Origin of the sequence: Thauera sedimentorum, assembly GCF_014489115.1 — a bacterium.
GTDB lineage: Bacteria > Pseudomonadota > Gammaproteobacteria > Burkholderiales > Rhodocyclaceae > Pseudothauera > Pseudothauera sedimentorum.
The window spans coordinates 126857-143893 of sequence record NZ_JACTAH010000002.1 but is presented as its reverse complement, the minus strand read 5'-3'; the positions used below and the strand labels follow the sequence as shown (position 1 = coordinate 143893).

17 protein-coding genes are annotated in these 17037 nt (G+C 71.2%); 5 read left to right on the top strand and 12 right to left on the bottom strand.

Annotation, left to right across the window (positions count from 1 at the left end):
* Window positions 1-2: 2 nt before the first annotated feature.
* The 6 genes from IAI53_RS10440 to IAI53_RS10415 all read right to left on the bottom strand — a co-directional run bounded on the left by IAI53_RS10440 (window position 3) and on the right by IAI53_RS10415 (window position 6189).
* On the bottom strand, window positions 3-800 hold the full coding sequence (locus IAI53_RS10440; protein WP_187718146.1) for an SDR family oxidoreductase: 798 nt from the start codon (window positions 798-800) through the stop codon (window positions 3-5).
* Window positions 791-2962 (bottom strand): AMP-binding protein, encoded by a 2172-nt coding sequence (locus IAI53_RS18625; RefSeq protein WP_187718145.1) that lies wholly within the window; start codon window positions 2960-2962, stop codon window positions 791-793. The genes IAI53_RS10440 and IAI53_RS18625 overlap by 10 nt, the downstream gene beginning before the upstream one ends.
* Window positions 2955-3557, bottom strand: a complete 603-nt coding sequence (locus tag IAI53_RS10430) for a thermostable hemolysin (RefSeq protein ID WP_187718144.1) — start codon at window positions 3555-3557, stop codon at window positions 2955-2957. The genes IAI53_RS18625 and IAI53_RS10430 overlap by 8 nt, the downstream gene beginning before the upstream one ends.
* 279 nt (window positions 3558-3836) lie before the next feature.
* Window positions 3837-5225, bottom strand: coding sequence for a sensor histidine kinase (locus tag IAI53_RS10425; protein ID WP_187718143.1), 1389 nt, complete (start codon window positions 5223-5225; stop codon window positions 3837-3839).
* Window positions 5222-5884: a response regulator transcription factor gene (locus IAI53_RS10420; RefSeq protein ID WP_187718142.1), complete on the bottom strand. Its 663-nt coding sequence runs from the start codon at window positions 5882-5884 to the stop codon at window positions 5222-5224. Before IAI53_RS10420 ends, IAI53_RS10425 begins: the two co-directional genes overlap by 4 nt.
* The gene (locus IAI53_RS10415) at window positions 5884-6189 is read right to left on the bottom strand and encodes a PepSY domain-containing protein (RefSeq protein WP_187718141.1); all 306 of its coding nucleotides are present in this window, start codon (window positions 6187-6189) and stop codon (window positions 5884-5886) included. The genes IAI53_RS10420 and IAI53_RS10415 overlap by 1 nt, the downstream gene beginning before the upstream one ends.
* Before the next feature lie 158 nt (window positions 6190-6347).
* On the opposite strand from IAI53_RS10415, the gene IAI53_RS10410 reads away from it, so the two are divergent.
* From IAI53_RS10410 to IAI53_RS10390, 5 genes are all read left to right on the top strand, one after another.
* Entirely contained in the window at window positions 6348-6770 is a 423-nt protein-coding gene (locus IAI53_RS10410) for a DUF1924 domain-containing protein (protein WP_187718140.1), read from the top strand.
* Between the two features lie 25 nt (window positions 6771-6795).
* Window positions 6796-7299: a diheme cytochrome c gene (locus tag IAI53_RS10405; protein WP_225433297.1), complete on the top strand. Its 504-nt coding sequence runs from the start codon at window positions 6796-6798 to the stop codon at window positions 7297-7299.
* A 19-nt stretch (window positions 7300-7318) separates the two neighbouring features.
* Complete coding sequence (locus IAI53_RS10400; RefSeq protein ID WP_187718139.1) at window positions 7319-8638, top strand: ferredoxin reductase family protein; 1320 nt, start codon at window positions 7319-7321, stop codon at window positions 8636-8638.
* A 108-nt stretch (window positions 8639-8746) separates the two neighbouring features.
* Window positions 8747-9727, top strand: coding sequence for a cysteine synthase A (gene cysK / locus IAI53_RS10395; protein WP_187718138.1), 981 nt, complete (start codon window positions 8747-8749; stop codon window positions 9725-9727).
* Window positions 9728-9837: 110 nt separating this feature from the next.
* Window positions 9838-10440 carry a histidine phosphatase family protein gene (locus IAI53_RS10390; RefSeq protein ID WP_225433296.1) on the top strand — a complete coding sequence of 201 codons (603 nt, stop codon included), beginning with the start codon at window positions 9838-9840 and terminating at the stop codon, window positions 10438-10440.
* 109 nt (window positions 10441-10549) lie between these two features.
* Here the strand turns inward: IAI53_RS10390 and IAI53_RS10385 are convergent, their stop codons facing one another.
* Genes IAI53_RS10385 through IAI53_RS10360 form a run of 6 tightly spaced genes read right to left on the bottom strand, consistent with a single transcriptional unit; the run spans window position 10550 to window position 17030 of the window.
* Window positions 10550-11632, bottom strand: a complete 1083-nt coding sequence (locus IAI53_RS10385) for a protein-glutamate methylesterase/protein-glutamine glutaminase (RefSeq protein WP_222948339.1) — start codon at window positions 11630-11632, stop codon at window positions 10550-10552.
* Between the two features lie 14 nt (window positions 11633-11646).
* Window positions 11647-12147, bottom strand: coding sequence for a chemotaxis protein CheD (locus IAI53_RS10380; protein ID WP_187718136.1), 501 nt, complete (start codon window positions 12145-12147; stop codon window positions 11647-11649).
* Window positions 12147-12968 (bottom strand): CheR family methyltransferase, encoded by an 822-nt coding sequence (locus tag IAI53_RS10375; RefSeq protein WP_187718135.1) that lies wholly within the window; start codon window positions 12966-12968, stop codon window positions 12147-12149. Before IAI53_RS10375 ends, IAI53_RS10380 begins: the two co-directional genes overlap by 1 nt.
* 46 nt (window positions 12969-13014) lie before the next feature.
* A complete protein-coding gene (locus IAI53_RS10370; RefSeq protein ID WP_187718134.1) occupies window positions 13015-14754 on the bottom strand; it encodes a methyl-accepting chemotaxis protein in 1740 nt (579 codons plus the stop codon).
* A 50-nt stretch (window positions 14755-14804) separates the two neighbouring features.
* Window positions 14805-15371, bottom strand: a complete 567-nt coding sequence (locus tag IAI53_RS10365; protein ID WP_187718133.1) for a chemotaxis protein CheW — start codon at window positions 15369-15371, stop codon at window positions 14805-14807.
* 12 nt (window positions 15372-15383) lie between these two features.
* The gene (locus tag IAI53_RS10360; RefSeq protein WP_187718132.1) at window positions 15384-17030 is read right to left on the bottom strand and encodes a methyl-accepting chemotaxis protein; all 1647 of its coding nucleotides are present in this window, start codon (window positions 17028-17030) and stop codon (window positions 15384-15386) included.
* Window positions 17031-17037: the final 7 nt, after the last annotated feature.

The following is a 17037-nucleotide window of genomic DNA, read 5'->3' as shown; positions in this document are numbered from 1 at the left end:
GTTCAGCGCCCGCCCGGCTGGCTGGCGGCGTGGCGCTTGATGATGGCGAGCTTGCCGGCCAGGCCGCGGTCGAGCAGGCGCGGGGCGGTGCCGTTGAGCCAGGCGAACAGGCCTTCCGGGAAGCCGATATGGCGCTCGTCGGGGCCGTGCTGCAGCATCGCGACGATCTGCGCGGCAACCGTGTCGGGACTGTCGCAGGCGCTGCCCAGCGCGCTGTTGAGCGCCACTACCGCGGGCGGGTTGAGCGGCGTGTCGATGGCGCGCGGGGCGACGTGCAGCACGCGTACCGGGGCGTCGGCCAGTTCCCGGCGCAGGGCCTGGGAGAAGGCGCGGAGTCCGGCCTTGGCGGCGGAATAGGCGGCGAAGCCGGCAAACGGAATGCTGCCGAAGGCCGAACCGATGTTCACGATGGCCGCGGCCGGCTGCTCGCGCAGCAGTGGCAGCAAGGCCTGGGTGAGGTGCATCGGCGCGGCCAGGTTGGTGGCCAGGATGGCGTCCACGGTGGCGCGGTCCTGCGCTTCCAGCAGGCCGAAACCGCCGATGCCGGCGTTGTTGATCAGCACGTTGGCGCGAAAGGCGTGGGCCGCGCCGGCCAGCGCGGCGACGCCCGCCGGCTGGGTGAGGTCCACCGCCAGTCGCTGCACCTCGCTGCCCTCGGGCAGGGGGATGGCGGCCAGACGGGCGGCGTCGCGCGCGGTGAGCAGCAGGGCCGCGCCGGCGCCGGCCAGCTGGCGGGCGAGCGCCTCGCCCAGGCCGCCGCTGGCGCCGGTGAGTACGATGCGGGCGTCCTTCAGTTGCATGGCACGGCCTCGGCTTCCGTCTCGGCCGCAGCGGCCGGCAGGGCGCGGAAGATGTCGCCGTAGAGCTTGAAGAACACCCTGGCGGCGTGCAGCACTTCGGCCTGGTCCTGCGGCGTCATGCGTTCCAGCAGGCGGGCCAGGTGCTGGGTGTGCTCCTGGTCCAGCGTGCCGTGCGAGCGCAGGTAGCTGAAGGCCGCATCGGGCAGGCCGAGGGCCTGCTGGATGCGGTCGGCGGCTGTGAGCGCCAGGGCCACGCTGGTGCCCTCGAGCACGAAGACCATGCCGAAGAAGGCGGCCGGATTGCCGCGGTTGATGATGTCCCAGGCGTAGGCCACCATCAGTTCGGCCGGCAGCTCCGGGCGGCTGGCGCGCACCGCGTCGGCATCGCCGCCGGCGGCGGCGATGTCGTTGAGGATCCACTCCTCGTGGCCGATCTCCTCGGCGATGTATTCGGCCACCGCCGGGCGCATCCACGCCAGGCGCTCCGGCAGGCGGCCGCCCAGGGCCATCAGCAGGGGCGTGGTGTGGCGCACGTGGTGGTAGGCCTGGGTGAGGAAGGCGAGGTAGGCGGCGCGGCTGACCTTGCCTTGCAGGCAGTCGGCGACGATGGGCGCACCCACCACGTGCTGGCGGTCGACGGCGGTGGCGTGCTGAAGGTGCTCGTAGAAGGACATTTCGGTTTCCTTGTCGGTGAAGGGCGTAGCGTCGTCGGCCGCGCCGTACAGCGCGGCCAGGGTGTGGGCGTGAGCGGCGGCGATGCGCGCACGGACCGGGCGGCCGTTGCCGGTGGCCAGGCCGTTGGCGGCGGTGAAGGGGGCGACCGCGGCCCAGTGGGCGACGCGGGCGTAGTCCGGCAGGCCGGCGTTGACCCGCTCGACGAGTCCGCCCAGCGCGGCCGCGTCCGCCCCCGGGGCGGGGACCAGCAGCGCGGCCAGCGCGGGGCGGCCGTCGCCGCTCACCACTGCCTGCATCACCCGCGGGTCGGCCAGCAGGGCGGATTCGATCCATTCCGGCGAGACGTTGCGCCCGAAGGAGGTCACCAGCAGGTTGCCGCGCCGTCCGTCCAGATGCAGATGGCCGCGCTCGTCCAGGTGGCCGAGGTCGCCGGTGGCGAACTCCGCCTCCTGCGGCGCCGCCTGGCCGGCGTAACCGAGGAAGGCGCGGGTGCGCACGCGCACTTCGCCGTCTGCGCAGCGCAGCGCGGCATGGGCGAGCGCTGCGCCGCAGCCGTCGCCGTCGTCTCCCGGGCGGTTGAGGCAGACCACCGAGCCGGCCTCGGTCAGCCCGTAACCCTGGTAGGCGGGGATGCCGAGCGCGCGCGCGTGTTCGATCAGCGCCGGAGCCACGCGGGCGCCGCCCACGGCGACGAACTGCAGTGCCGGGCTGGCGCGCTGTCCGGTGGCGGTCAGCCAGGCGGTCCAGGCCTTGAGCAGTTCGGGCACCAGGATCAGGCTGGCGGCGGTGCTGTCGCGCACCTGGCGATCGAGCGCGGCCGGGTCGAAGCCTGCGGCGCCCTGCCAGCCCAGGCTGGCCAGCGGCGGCAGGTGGATGGGCATGCCGCGCAGCAGCGGTGCGTGGATGCCGGCCACGTTCTCCAGCAGCAGGGCGAGCGGCAGCGCCGCGAGGTGGCGCGTCAGCGGCAGCTCGTGCAGGCGCTCGACCACCGCTGCGGCGGTGTCGCGCAAGCCGGCGGCGGACAGGCACACGCCCTTGGGCGCCCCGGTGCTGCCGGAGGTGAAGGAGATCTTGGCGGTGCCGGCGGGCAGTTCCGCCGGTGCGACCACCCGGCGCATCCAGTGCAGCCCCTGCCACTGCCCGGTGAGACAGAAACCCAGGTCGAGCGCGCCGATGCGTTCGGGCTGGTCGGTGATCACGGTGTCGGCGCCGCTGGCGTTCAGGGCGTGCTGCAGTTGTGCCGCGGTGAAGAAGGCCGGCAGCGGCAGATGTACCCGGCCGGCGTCCTGGCAGGCCAGCTCGGCCAGCACCCAGGCCGGGCCGTTGTCGGCCAGCACCGCCACCACCCGGCTGTCCGCCAAGCGTTGCTGCAGCGCGTGCAGCTCGTCGCGCATCGCGGCCGCGGTCCAGCTGCCGGTGGCGCCGCTCAGCACGACGTCCTGCTGCGGCCGGCGGGCGAGCAACTCGCTCCAGAAGGCTTCAGCCACGGGCGCCTCCCTTTTCCAGCGCCAGGCGCAGGCGCCCGGCCACCACCACCGGGCGGGTGTCGTAATAGCGCCCCCAGGCCTGCGCCTGCGCGCCCAGGCGATGCGGATCGGCCGGCGCCAGGGCCAGCGGCGGCAGGTCCAGACGACGGAAGATGCCGATCAGCTCGCTGGTGGCGGTGAAGACCACCCACTCGAAGCCGAGCTGGTCGAGGTGGGCGGCCAGCGCCAGGATCACCGCCACGCTGCCGCCCGGGCGTTCGGCAGCCAGGTTGCCGACCTCCACGATGCGCCCGCGCGGCACCGGCTGGCCGGCGAGGCGGGAGATGGCGTGCTCGATCGGCTCGTCCAGGTACTGCTCCAGCATCAGCGCTTCGGACTCCGCACCGCGCCAGCCGGCCGCGGCGACGATGCGCGGCGCCTGTTCGAGCAGCATCAGGTTGGGCGCGAAGCCAGGCACTTCGGCTTCGTAACGGCGCCGGAAGACGTCGCGGATGAAGTCCTCCGCCGCAGCCCGGCGCGGATGGCCGGCCACCGCATGGCGCACCACCGGCTGGTGGCGGGGGCGGGATTGGATGCGTTGCAGGGCGCCCGTCATGATGGTCCTTGGGGAACGAAGTGTCGCCAAGGTAGGGCGGGGCGCTTAAATCTGCCTTAAGTCCGCCCGGGTGCTCGTGCTGCGGAGTGTTTCATCATGTTAGCCCGCATTTCTCACACTGTCCCTACTGCGGGTGCCGATACGCTCGCCGTGGCACGCCGTACTCGCTCGCGCCACCTAGACGTAGTGTCAGCTACGCCGTCGGCGTCGCTCGCTCCGTGCGGCGCACCACGGCGGCGCCTCGACCCCCTCGTGACGTGCCAGTGTGAGAAATGCGGGCTAGGCGGTGGGCAGGTGCAGCGCTGCGCACAGGCCCCCTTGCGCGGGGGTGTGCAGGCGGACGCTGCCGCCGTAGGCCTGGGCGAGGTCGCGCACGATGGCCAGGCCCAGGCCGCTGCCCGGGGTATGTTCGTCCGCCCGGACGCCGCGTTCGAGTACCGCATGCAGGGCGTCTTCCGGTAGGCCGGGGCCGTTGTCGGTGATCGTCACCCGCAGCATCCCGTCACTGCACTGCGCCTGCACCTCGACCTGGCTGCGCGCCCATTTGCAGGCATTGTCCAGCAGGTTGCCGAGCATCTCCTGCAGGTCCTGCTCTTCGCCGCGGAAGAATGAATCGGCCGGACAGTCGACCAGCCGCAGGCGGATGCCGCGCCCGGCATGCACGCGTTCCATCACGCGCAGCAGTCCCTCGATCACCGGGCACAGCGCGCAGCGCAGGCCGGGCACCTGCACCGCTGCGGCGGCGCGGGCGCGGGCGAGGTGGTGGTCCACCTGCACGCGCGCGGTGGCGACCTGTTCGCGCACCAGGCCGGCCAGCGGGCCGTCCTCGCTGGCCGCTGCGTTGGCCAGCACCGTCAGCGGCGTCTTGAGCGCGTGGGCCAGGTTGCCCGCCTGGGTACGCGCGCGGGCGACCACTTCGGCGTTGCGTGCCAGCACGCCGTTGAACTCATCGACCAGCGGCTGGATCTCCGACGGGAAACGCCCGGCGATGGCCTGGGCCTCGCCCCGGCGCACCGTGGCCAGGCCGTCCCGCAGGCGGGCCAGCGGGCGCAGGCCGATGCGTACCTGCACGACCGCGGCCGCCACCAGGCCGGCGGCGAGCACGCCCAGCGCCAGCAGCAGCTGGCCGGTGAAACGGTCCTGGGCGGCGCTCAGCAGGGTTTCGTCCGCAGCCACCACCAGGCGCCAGGCCTCCTGCGGGCGCTCGGCCGGGCGCACCACGCGCTCGATGGAGCGCACCGCCTTGCCGTCCGGGCCGTCGATGCGGTGGCGGTGCACCTCACCGTCCGCCGGGTGGTCGGCCGGCACGCCGAGCGCGCCGTCCCACAGTGAGCGTGAGCGCAGCGGCGGGGTGCCGTCGGGCTGCCGGCCGTCGAGCCGCTCCACCTGCCAGTACAGGCCGCCATAGGGGCGCCGGGTGCGCGGGTCGGACAGGGGGGAGGCCAGCGTCGGAGCGCCGTCGGCGTCGAAGGCGAGGACGGCGGTGAGCTGGTCGAGGTGGGTGAGCAGCTCGGCGTGGAACTGGCGGGACAGATGCTGTGCGAACAGGCCGGAAAGCCCCCAGCCCGCGACCGCGATGGTGCCGAGTATCCAGGCCAGCGTGCCGGCCAGCAGGCGCAGGCGCAGCGAACCGCGCCAGGCGCCCGGGGTGGCGGGGGGCGCGCTCATGCCGGGCAGGACAGCCGGTAGCCCAGGCCGCGCACGGTCTCGATGCTGCCCGGCGGCAGCTTCTTGCGCAGGCGGCCGATGAACACCTCGATGGTGTTCGAGTCGCGGTCGAAGTCCTGGGCGTAGATGTGCTCGGTGAGTTCGGTGCGCGAGACGATCTCGCCGCGCCGGTGCATCAGGTAGGCGAGCACGCGGTACTCGTGGCTGGTGAGGCTCAGGGCCTGCCCGCTGGCGGTGACCCGACCGCTGCGCGTGTCCAGCACCAGCGGGCCGCACTGCAGTTCCGCGCTGGCCTGGCCGGCGGTGCGGCGGATCAGCGCACGCAGGCGGGCGAGCAGCTCTTCCATGTGGAAGGGCTTGGTCAGGTAGTCGTCGGCGCCGGCGTCGATGCCGGCCACCTTCTCGTGCCAGGCGTCGCGCGCGGTGAGGATCAGCACCGGCATCGCGCGCCCGGCGCTGCGCCAGCGGCGCAGTACGCTCAGGCCGTCGAGCTGCGGCAGGCCGAGGTCCAGGACCACCGCGTCGTAGGGCTCCTGGTCGCCCATGAAGTGGGCGTCACGGCCGTTGTCGGCCAGGTCCACCGCGTAGCCGGCGGCAGCGAGCGCCTCGCGCAGCTGGTTTGCCAGCGTCGGTTCGTCCTCGGCCACCAGCAGGCGCATCAGTGCTTCTCCTTCTCGCGGCTGCGCAGCACCGCGCCGCTGTGTGCGTCGAGTTCGAGCTTGAGCAGCGAGCCGTCGCTGCGCAGCAGCTTGATCTCGTATACCCAGGCGCCGTGCTCGCGCTCGAGCTCGACCTCCATCACCTGGCCGGGGTGCTCGCGCTCCACGGTATCGAGCACCTGGCGCAGCGGCAGGATCTGACCGGCCTGCAGGGCCTCGCGGGCGCGGTCGTGGTCGCCCGAGGCGAGCGCGAGGCCGGTGCCGCCGGCGAGGATCAGGGCGAGGATGGCAAGTTGGCGTTTCATGACGAATCTCCCGGGCGTGGCGCAGGGGCGCGGCGCGTCCCGGAGTCCTGTTTAGCGCGCCGGGGCTGAACGCCGGATGAACGGCTCCTTAAGCATTCGTTCAGCCACGCAGGCCTAGTCTGCAGCCCATCGACATCGCAGATGGGAGGAATTGAGACATGAAAGCTGCCCTGTACGCAATTGCCGCGGCGCTGTCCGCCGGCTTGGCCCAGCCCGGTGTGGCTGCCGCGTCCGGCATCGACGCGCAGCTGTCGCGCTACGCCGCGCAGGCGCGCGCCGCCGATTCCGGCTTTGCGGGCTTCTCGGTCGAGCGCGGTGCGCAGCTGCACACGCAGCGCTTCGCCGGTGGCAAGCCGGACGCGCCGGCCTGCGCGAGCTGTCACGGCGCCGACCCGGCCAAGGCGGGCAAGACCCGTACCGGCAAGGAGATTGCGCCGATGGCGCTGTCGGCATCGCCCGCCCGCTACGCCGACGACGCCAAGGTGGAGAAGTGGTTCGGGCGCAACTGCCGCGAGGTAATGGGGCGCGAATGCACGCCGCTGGAGAAGGGCGACTGGCTGAGTTTCATGCGTGCGCGCTGAGCGCGCCGCCGACAAGGAGAAAACCATGAAGATCCTGCGCAAGATTTCCCCACGAGCGGTGATGGCCGTGCTGATGGTGCTCGCACCGGGCCTGTTCGTGCTCGACAAGGCGCTGGCCGGCGGCGGGCATTTCTACCCGCCGGTGAGCGACCCGGTGGTGGCCGAAGAGTGCGGCAGCTGCCATATGGCCTTCCCGGCCGCGATGCTGCCGGCGCGCTCGTGGTCGCAGATGATGGGTTCGCTGGACCAGCACTTCGGCGACGACGCCAGCGTGGATGCGGAGACCGCGGCGCGCATCGAGCGCTACCTGGTGTGGCACGCCGCCGACGGCCAGGGCGCGCGCTATGCCGGCAAGCTGCTGCGCGGTGTGGCGGCGGATGCGGCGCCGCAACGCATCACCGAGCTGCCCAAGTGGGGGCGCGAGCACCGCGAGGTGTCGCGTGCCGAATGGGCCGACCCCAAGGTGGGCTCCAAGGCCAACTGCGCGGCCTGCCATCGCGACGCCGAGCGCGGCTACTTCGACGACTGAGGAAGCGGGGAGCAGAACCATGAAAACCATACTGTCGGGCTTCGTTGCCCTCGTTGCCCTCGCCTGGGGGCTGAGTCTGGCCGCGCACGGCGCCGGCCCCGGCACGCTGCCCTGGGTGGCGCGCGAGCAGGCCTTGTACCTGAGCGGCCTGCTGTCGATCGGGCTGATGTCGCTGGCCATGGTGCTGGCCACCCGGCCGGCCTGGCTGGAGCGTCCCTTCGGCGGCATGGACCGCGTCTATCGCGCGCACAAGTGGGCCGGCATCCTGGCCGGCAGCTTCGCGGCGCTGCACTGGCTGGTGGAAGAGTCCGGCGGGCTGGTCAAGGCGCTCGCCGGCACGGCCGGGCGGCCGCCCAAGGTGGAGTACTTCGGCCTGCTGGAGAACCTGCGCGACGCCGGCGAGGAACTGGGCGAGTTCGCGGTCTATCTGGTACTGGCCATGGTGCTGCTGGCCCTGTGGAAGCGCTTCCCCTACAAGTTCTGGCGCCACCTGCACCGCGCCATGCCGGCGCTCTACCTGATGCTGGCCTTCCACGCCGCCGTGCTGGCGCCCCTGTACTGGTGGACCACGCCGGCCGGCGCCGTGCTCGGCGTGCTGCTGGCTGCCGGTTCGGTGGCGGCGGGGCTCTCGCTGGCCGGGCGCGTCGGCCGCGGGCGACGGGTGGCAGGTCAGGTGGTGGCGGTGAACCGGCCAGCGCCGGACGTCACCGAGGTGGTCTGCCGGCTGGACGGCGACTGGCGAGGGCACCGCGCCGGGCAGTTCGCCTTCGTCACCTTCGAGCGTTTCGAGGGCGCGCACCCCTTCACCATCGCCAGCGCCGACCACGGCGACCGCACGGTGACTTTCCAGATCAAGGCGCTGGGCGACTACACCCGCAGCCTGCCGCAGCGCCTGGCCGCCGGTCAGCCGGTGAGCGTGGAGGGTCCCTACGGACGCTTCGAGCTCGGCCGCCACGACCGCCGCGCGCGGCAGGTGTGGGTGGCCGGCGGCATCGGTGTGACCCCTTTTCTGGCCTGGCTGGGCGCGCTGCGTGCCGACCCTGCGTCCGCACCTGAGGCCGACCTGCACTACTGCACCCGGCGGGCCGAGGGCGACCCCTTCGTGGCACGGCTGCAGGCGCTGTGCGCGGATCTGCCGGGCGTGCGTCTGCATGTCCACGACAGTGCGGCCGAAGGCCCGCCGAGCGCCGAGACGCTGGGCCTGTCGGTCGGCGAACGGCGCCGTGCGGAGGTGTGGTTCTGCGGTCCGCAGGGCCTTGCCGATCACCTGCGCGCCGGGCTGGCGCGACTCGGCTTGCGCCGCCTGCGCTTCCATCAGGAGGCCTTCGAGATGCGCTGAATGCGGGCGGCTGCGTTGCGCCGCGGGAGCTAAACCGGCATGCTGCGGCGCAACCGGTCGGCCGCCCGCGGCCGGCTTCGTTCACGAACCGCTGCAAGAGGAGATCCCATGTCCAACTGGTACGCCGACAACGCAGAGTCCATCGGCCGCACGCCCCTGGTCCGTCTCAACCGCATCCTCGACGGCGCCGGCGCCACGGTGCTGGCCAAGATCGAGGGGCGCAACCCGGCCTACTCGGTCAAGTGCCGCATCGGTGCAGCCATGGTGTGGGACGCCGAGAAGCGCGGCCTGCTCGGCCCGGGCAAGGAGATCGTCGAGCCGACCAGCGGCAACACCGGCATCGCGCTGGCCTTCGTCGCCGCCGCGCGCGGCATCCCGCTCACCCTGACCATGCCGGAAACCATGAGCGTCGAGCGGCGCAAGCTGCTGCTCGCCTTCGGCGCCAAGTTGGTGCTGACCGAAGGCGCCAAGGGCATGAGCGGGGCGATCGCCAAGGCCGAGGAGATCGTCGCCTCCGACCCGGGTCGCTACGTGCTGCTGCAGCAGTTCAGCAACCCGGCCAACCCCGCCATCCACGAGGCCACCACCGGCCCGGAGATCTGGGAGGGCACCGAGGGCAAGGTGGATATCTTCGTGGCCGGCGTGGGCACCGGCGGCACCATCACCGGCGTGTCGCGCTACCTGAAGCAGGGCCGCGGCAAGGCGGTGCTGTCGGTGGCGGTGGAGCCGAGCGCCAGCCCGGTGCTCACCCAGAAGCTCGCCGGCGAGGCGCTCAAGCCGGCGCCGCACAAGATCCAGGGCATCGGCGCGGGCTTCGTGCCGCAGGTGCTGGACCTGTCGCTGGTCGACGCGGTGGAGCAGGTGAGCAATGAGGAGGCCATCGACTACGCCCGCCGCCTGGCGCGCGAGGAGGGCATCCTGTCGGGCATCTCCTGCGGCGCGGCGGTGGCGGTGGCGGCGCGTCTGGCGCGCCGGCCGGAGCACGCGGGCAAGACCATCGTGGTGATCCTGCCGGATTCGGGCGAGCGCTACCTCAGCTCCGCGCTGTTCGAAGGCATGTTCGACGCCGCGGGCATGCCGGCTGCCTGAGCCGCGCGCCGCGCACACCGAAAGACCGGCCGCTGGCCGGTTTTTTCTTGCCCGGAACGCCGGCGCCGGGCGTGCGTCCAACCCGCATCGGAACCCCCGCGGGGGCAGGCATGCGGACGTGGCTGAGGACGATTGCGACGGCACTGGCGTGGATGGCGGGCATCATGTTCGGCCTGTGGGCGGGCGTGGGCATCGTGCGCGCGGACGACGCCCGGTTGCTCGCCAGCATGCGCAGCGGCGGCAACATCGTGCTGATCCGCCATGCCGCCACCGAACCGGGCATCGGCGATCCGGCGGACTTTCGGGTGGACGACTGCAGCACCCAGCGCAACTTGTCGGAGGCCGGGCGCGAGGACGCGCGCCGCATGGGCGAGGCCCTGCGCGCGGCCGGCGTGCCGATTGCAGCGGTGCGCAGCAGCCGCTGGTGCCGTTGCCTGGAGACCGCAGCGTTGGCCTTCGGGGCGTGGCACGAGGTCGAAGCCTGGCCGGTGCTCGATTCCTTGTTCGGCCGCGCGGGCGAGCGTGAGGCACGCCGCACACGCATGCTGGACGCGGCGGCCGGCGTGCCGGCGGACGGCAACTGGGTCTGGGTAACGCATCAGGCGAACATCACGGCGCTGACCGGCGAGTTCACCGCCATGGGCGAGGCCTTGGTGGTGCGCCCGGACGCGGGCGGAGGCTTGCACGTGCAGGGCCGTTGGCGGGCGCGCTGAACGCAGGCGGTAGGAGCGGGCTTGCCCGCGATGCGGATTTTCGCCTTCGTGCACACCGCATCGCGGCCACGGTGCGCGCCACCGGCCGCGCACCACGTTCCTGCCGGGTTCAGCCGCGCACCGACTGCATGATCGCCTCGGGGATGCGGTCGAGCGGCAGCACGTGATCGACCCCGCCCAGGCGGATCGCTTCCTTGGGCATGCCGAAGACCACGCAGGTGGATTCGTCCTCGGCGTAGGTGGTGGCGCCGGTGTCGTGCATCTCCCTGAGCCCGCGCGCGCCGTCGTCGCCCATGCCGGTCATGATGATGCCGGTGGCGTTGCGCCCGGCGAACTTGGCGCAGGAGCGGAACAGCACGTCCACCGACGGCCGGTGGCGATTGACCAGCGGGCCGTCCACCACCTCCACCGTGTATTGCGCGCCGCTGCGCGTGACCATCATGTGCTTGCCGCCGGGGGCGATGAGCGCACGGCCCGGGGTGATGCGGTCGCCGTGGCGCGCTTCGCGTACTTCGATGGCGCACAGGCCGTTGAGCCGTTCGGCGAACATCGCGGTGAAGCGCTCGGGCATGTGCTGCACGATGACGATGGGCGGCGCCACCGCCGGCAGGCGGGTGAGCACCGCCTCCAGCGCCTGGGTGCCGCCGGTCGAGGTGCCGATGGCGACGAAGCGCTCGGTGGTGCGCACCATGCCGGCGCCGCTGCCCAGCCCGCCTGCGGGTGTGGCGGGGATCACCGCGTCGGCGCTCAGGCGCGGGCGCGGCGCGGCGGCAGGCGTGCCGGCGGCGGGGCGGGCTAGACGGCGGATGTTGGCGCGCGCGGCGGCCTTGACCGCCTGCACGATGTCGTTGGAGCTGTCCTCCAGGAACTGCTTGAGGCCGGAGGTCGGCTTGGTGATGATGGACACCGCGCCGGCGGCCAGCGCGTTCATCGCCGCATCCGAGCCGCTGGCCGCCAGCGAGGAGCAGATGACCACCGGGGTGGGGTGCTCGGCCATCAGCTTGCGCAGGAAGGTGAGCCCGTCCATGCGCGGCATCTCGATGTCGAGCACGATCACGTCCGGCCACTGGCGCTTCATGTGCTCCAGGGCGAACAGCGGGTCGGAGGCCGCGCTGATCACCTCGATGCCGGGGTCGGCGGACAGGGCCTGGCGCACCACCTGGCGCACCACGGCCGAATCGTCCACGATCATCACGCGTATCGCACTCACTCGCTTTTTCTCCTGTGCACATCGCCGAGATCCTGGAAAGCCAGCCAGGCGTCGCCGCTGGAGACGTCGAACACCAGCTTGCGGTGGCCGTCGCCACCCAGGTGTTCGGCCACGATCGGGATGCCCCGCTCGGCCAGCAGGCGGTGGGCGATGTCGATGTTGCGCCGCCCGACGTCCAGGCTCTGTACCGGTTGCGGGCGGGTGGGAAACATGTTGCCGCCGCCGAAGACCTTGGCGCGGTAGTCGGCGTGGCGGGTGTGGTGACGGGCGATCTGGCGGTCGAACAGCGCCATCGCCTCGTCCGCGTAGCGTCCGTCCAGCGGCTGGTCGCCGCGGCGGTTGCGCGTGGGCAGCATGAAGTGGCACATGCCGCCCACCCGGCGGGCCGGGTGCCACAGCGTGATGGACACGCAGGAGCCCAGCACGGTGCGGATGCGCGCCGGCGCCTCACAGAAGTGCAGGTCGCCGATGCCGAGATAGATCTCCAGTTCGGCCATCAGGGCTTGCGGTAGATGGTGGGGCGCACCCCGGCGAGCTGCTCGGGTTCGACGATGCCGTTGAGCGTCTCCGAGTGGCCGACGATGAACCAGCCCCCGGGCTTCAGGCGGGTGATCAGGTTGCCGACCACCTTGCGCTTGGTCTCCTGGTCGAAATAGATCATCACGTTGCGCAGGAAGATCACGTCGAAGGGACCGAGCGCGGGCGGCGGTTCGATCAGGTTCACCTGCATGAAGCTGACCCGGCTGCGCAGTTCGCGGGAGATTAGGAAGGTGCCGGCCTGTTCGCGCACGCCCTTCAGGCAGTATTTCTTGAGCAGGGCCTGGGGGATGCCGCGACTGCGTTCCAGCGGGTAGTGGCCGCGCCGCGCGCGCTCCAGCACCTGGGTGGAAATGTCGGAGGCGGTGATCTTCCATTGCGCTTCGCCGAGCGCCTCGGCCAGCACCATGGCCAGGGTGTAGGGCTCCTCGCCGCTGGAGCAGGCCGCGCTCCACACCTCGAAGCTGCCGCCGCGCGGGCGCCGGGCGATGATCTCGTCGCGCAGGAAGTCGAAATGCTTGGGTTCGCGGAAGAAATAGGTCTCGTTGGTGGTCAGCAGATCCACCATGGTCTGCAGTTCCTGGCCGTGCTCGGCGGCCGTCACCAGGCGGTAGTAGTCGGCGAAGCTGGCGAGGTTGAGCGCGCGCAGGCGCTTGGCGAGCCGGCCGACCAGCAGCACCTTCTTGGACGGGGCCAGGTAGATGCCGGCGATCTTGTAGAGCAGGGACTGGAAGCGGGCGAAGTCCTGGTCGCTGATGCTGCTGGCGGTGTGTTGCTCCATGAGCGATCCGGTTGGCGGCGGGGACGCGGATGGCCCCCGCACAGGGTCAGAAACGTTCGAAGGCTTCTTCGTCCAGCGCCGCGGTGGTCACCTTGGGCAGTGGCTTGCCCGTGGTGCGCGCCGCTGCAGGCTTGGTGCGCGAAGCGCTGGCCGGGCGGGACGACGGCGGTGCCGCTTCGGCGCGCTGCGTGTTCCGCGGTGCGGCGGCCGGCACGCGCGGCGCGGCGCTCATGCCGGCGCCGGGGCGGCCTTCGTCGATGTGGAAGAAGTGCATCAGCGACTGCAGCTGTTCGGCCTGCGAGCCCATTTCCTCGGCGGTGGCGGCGAGCTCCTCGGAGGCCGAGGCGTTCTGCTGGGTGGCCTGGCTCAGCTGGCCGACGGCCTGGTTGATCTGGGTGACGCCGCCGGCCTGCTCCTCGGAAGCCGAGGCGATCTCCTGGACCAGGTCGGAGGTCTTGCGGATGGAGGGCACCATCTCGTCGAGCAGGTGGCCGGCCTTCTCGGCCAGCTTGACGCTGGAGCCGGCCAGCTCGCCGATCTCCTGGGCGGCGACCTGGCTGCGTTCGGCCAGCTTGCGCACCTCGGCGGCGACCACCGCGAAGCCCTTGCCGTGCTCGCCGGCGCGGGCGGCCTCGATGGCGGCGTTGAGCGCCAGCAGGTTGGTCTGGTAGGCGATGTCGTCGATGATGCCGATCTTGTCGGCGATGGACTTCATCGCATCGACGGTCTCGCGCACCGCGGTGCCGCCATCGGCGGCCTCGGTGGCGGCCTTGGCGGCGATGCCGTCGGTGACGCGGGCGTTCTCGGTGTTCTGGTGCACGCTGGCGGTGGTCTGCTCCAGGGTGGCGGAGATTTCCTCGACGCTGGCGGCCTGCTCGGAAGCGCCTTGCGACAGCGACTGGGCGGTGGCCGAGACCTCTTCCGAGGCCGAGGACAGGTTGTCGGCCGCGCTGCGCACCTCGCCGATGATCTGCGACAGCTGTTCCACCATGCCCTTGATCGCGTACAGCGCGCTGCCGGTATCCCTGGGACGGGTGTCGACCTGCACGGTGAAGTCGCCCTCGGCCACGCGGTTGACGATCTGCGATACGTAGCGCGGCTCGCCGCCAAGCTGGCTGAACAGGCTGCGCACGATCCAGAAGCCCAGTCCCGCGGCGAGCAGCACGCCCACGGCGATGGTGGCGATGGCGATCGCCAGGCTGCGCTCGAAGGCGGCGACCGCGGTGTCGTACTCCTGGCGGGCGACATCGACCTGCAGTTGCAGCAGCTTCTCGGCGACTTCCTTGGCCTCCGCGTACAGCGGGCCGACACGGGTCACCATGTGGGTGTTGGCCTCGGCGTAACGTCCTTCGCCATAGAGCTGCGCGGCCGGCCGCAGGCCTTCCTCGACGAAGGCGCGGCGCTCTTCGGCGAACTCCTTGGCCAGGGCAGCCTCCTCGGGGGTGAGATAGGTGGACATGTAGGCGTCCCAGATCTCACTGATCTTGCCGATGTTGGCGGTAACCGCGTCGAGGTGCATGCCGATCGCGTGACTGTGCAGGCGGCTTTCCTCCATGCGCGGATCGTGCATGCCGGCGAGCTGCAGCTGGCGGATGTTGTCCTGCATGTAGTTGTTGATGTTGGCGAGCTGGCCGGTGGGGATCAGGCGGTCGTTGTAGACCGTGGCCAAGGACTCGTTGCTCTGCCGGGTGGTCATCAGGCCCTGCACGCCGATCACCAGCAGCAGCAGCGAGAGGAAGGAGAGCACGCCGATCAGGCGGGCCTTGATGGTGACGTTGTCGAGCATGGTCCGGACTCCGTGAAGATCTTGGTAGGTCGTTCGCAGTAGCGGGCGGCTCAGGCGCCGTGCTCCTCGCCGTCGGCCTGCAGGCGACCGCCGACGGCGGCCAGCTGGGCCATCTCGTCGACCGACAGCACGCGGTCGATGTTGAGGATGATGACGAATTTGCCGGCCACCTTGCCCATGCCCTGGATGAAGTCGGCGCGGATGCGCGCGCCGAAGGCGGGCGGCGGTTCGATTTCGCCGGGGGGGATTTCCAGCACTTCGTTGACGCTGTCGACGACGATGCCGATGTCCTGGCGGATTTCGGCATCTTCGACCATCTGGCTCATCTCCACGATGACGATGCAGGTGCGCCGCGCCACCGTGGTCTGCTTGCCGCCGAAGCGGGCCGACAGGTCGACCACCGGCACCACCGCGCCGCGCAGGTTGATCACCCCGCGGATGAAGGCCGGCATCATCGGGATCTCGGTGAGCGTGCCGTACTCGATGATCTCCTTGATGTTGAGGATGCCGATGGCGAACACCTCGGCGTTCAGCGTGAAGGTGAGGTATTGCTGCGAACCCTGGTCACCCGCGGCGATGGCGAGCGGGGAGGTTTTCTGCGCGACGACTTGTCCCATGAGCGAAGTCCTTCAGAAGCGTTCGAAATCCTGCTCGTCCACCGTGGCGGCCGGGGCGGGCGAGGGCTTGCGGGCGGGCTTGGCGGCTGCCGGCTTGCGCGAGGGGGCGGGTACGGCAGGCGGGGCGGTGTGCGAGCGTCGCATGCCGCCGGCCGGACCTTCGCTGACCTGGAAGAACTGCATCAGCGACTGCAGCTGTTCGGCCTGCGAGCCCATTTCCTCGGCGGTGGCGGCGAGCTCCTCGGAGGCCGAGGCGTTCTGCTGGGTGGCCTGGCTCAGCTGGCCGACGGCCTGGTTGATCTGGGTGACGCCGCCGGCCTGCTCCTCGGAAGCCGAGGCGATCTCCTGGACCAGGTCGGAGGTCTTGCGGATGGAGGGCACCATCTCGTCGAGCAGGTGGCCGGCCTTCTCGGCCAGCTTGACGCTGGAGCCGGCCAGCTCGCCGATCTCCTGGGCGGCGACCTGGCTGCGTTCGGCCAGCTTGCGCACCTCGGCGGCGACCACCGCGAAGCCCTTGCCGTGCTCGCCGGCGCGGGCGGCCTCGATGGCGGCGTTGAGCGCCAGCAGGTTGGTCTGGTAGGCGATGTCGTCGATGATGCCGATCTTGTCGGCGATGGACTTCATCGCATCGACGGTCTCGCGCACCGCGGTGCCGCCATCGGCGGCCTCGGTGGCGGCCTTGGCGGCGATGCCGTCGGTGACACGGGCGTTCTCGGTGTTCTGGTGCACGCTGGCGGTGGTCTGCTCCAGGGTGGCGGAGATCTCCTCGACGCTGGCGGCCTGCTCGGAAGCGCCTTGCGAGAGCGACTGGGCGGTGGCCGAGACCTCTTCCGAGGCCGAGGACAGGTTGTCGGCCGCGCCGCGCACCTCGCCGATGATCTGCGACAGCTTGCCGACCATGTCGCGCATGGCGGTGAGCAGCTGGCCGACCTCGTCGCGCGATGAGGAGTCGATCCGCACAGTGAGATCGCCGTCGGCCAGCGCGTTGGCCGCGGATACGGCCTGGGCGAGCGGGCGGGTGATGGAGCGGGCGATCAGGAAGGCGAAGACCAGGGCCAGGGAGATGGCAGCCGCCGAGAGCACGATCATCAGCAGGCGCGAGCCTTCGGCGGTTTCCAGGGCCTGCTTGCCGCTGTCTTCCATCAGATCGCCCTGGTAGGCGATGAGGGCCGCAATGCTGTCCATGTAGGCGCCCTGCGCCTTGCGCATCTCGCCGGTGAGCAGCGCGGTGGCGCCCTCGCGATTGTCGGCCTCGATCAGGCGGCGCAGGTTGCCGAGCTCGGTGACGTAGGCGGCGCGGGTGGACTCGACCGTGCGCAGCAGCGCAATGCCTTCGGGCGAGGTGATGGTGCTGCGCAGCTTGTCGATGTTCTCGGTGATGCGTGCCGAGGACTGCGGAATGCGCGCCATCTCGCGCTCGGATTCGGTGCGCGTGGGCACCAGGATGGCGTTGCGCGTGGCGCGCGCCACGAGGTTCAGCTCGTCCAGGACGTTGTTGGCCCACACCGTCTTCTGGTAGCGGTCGGCGACCATCAGGTCGACCTCTTCGGCCAGTCCGCCGATGCGGGCGATGCTGACCACCGCCATGACGCACATGAGTACGACCACGAAGGCGAAGGCGATGGCGAGACGTATGCCGATCTTGAGATTGTTGAGCACAGAGAAC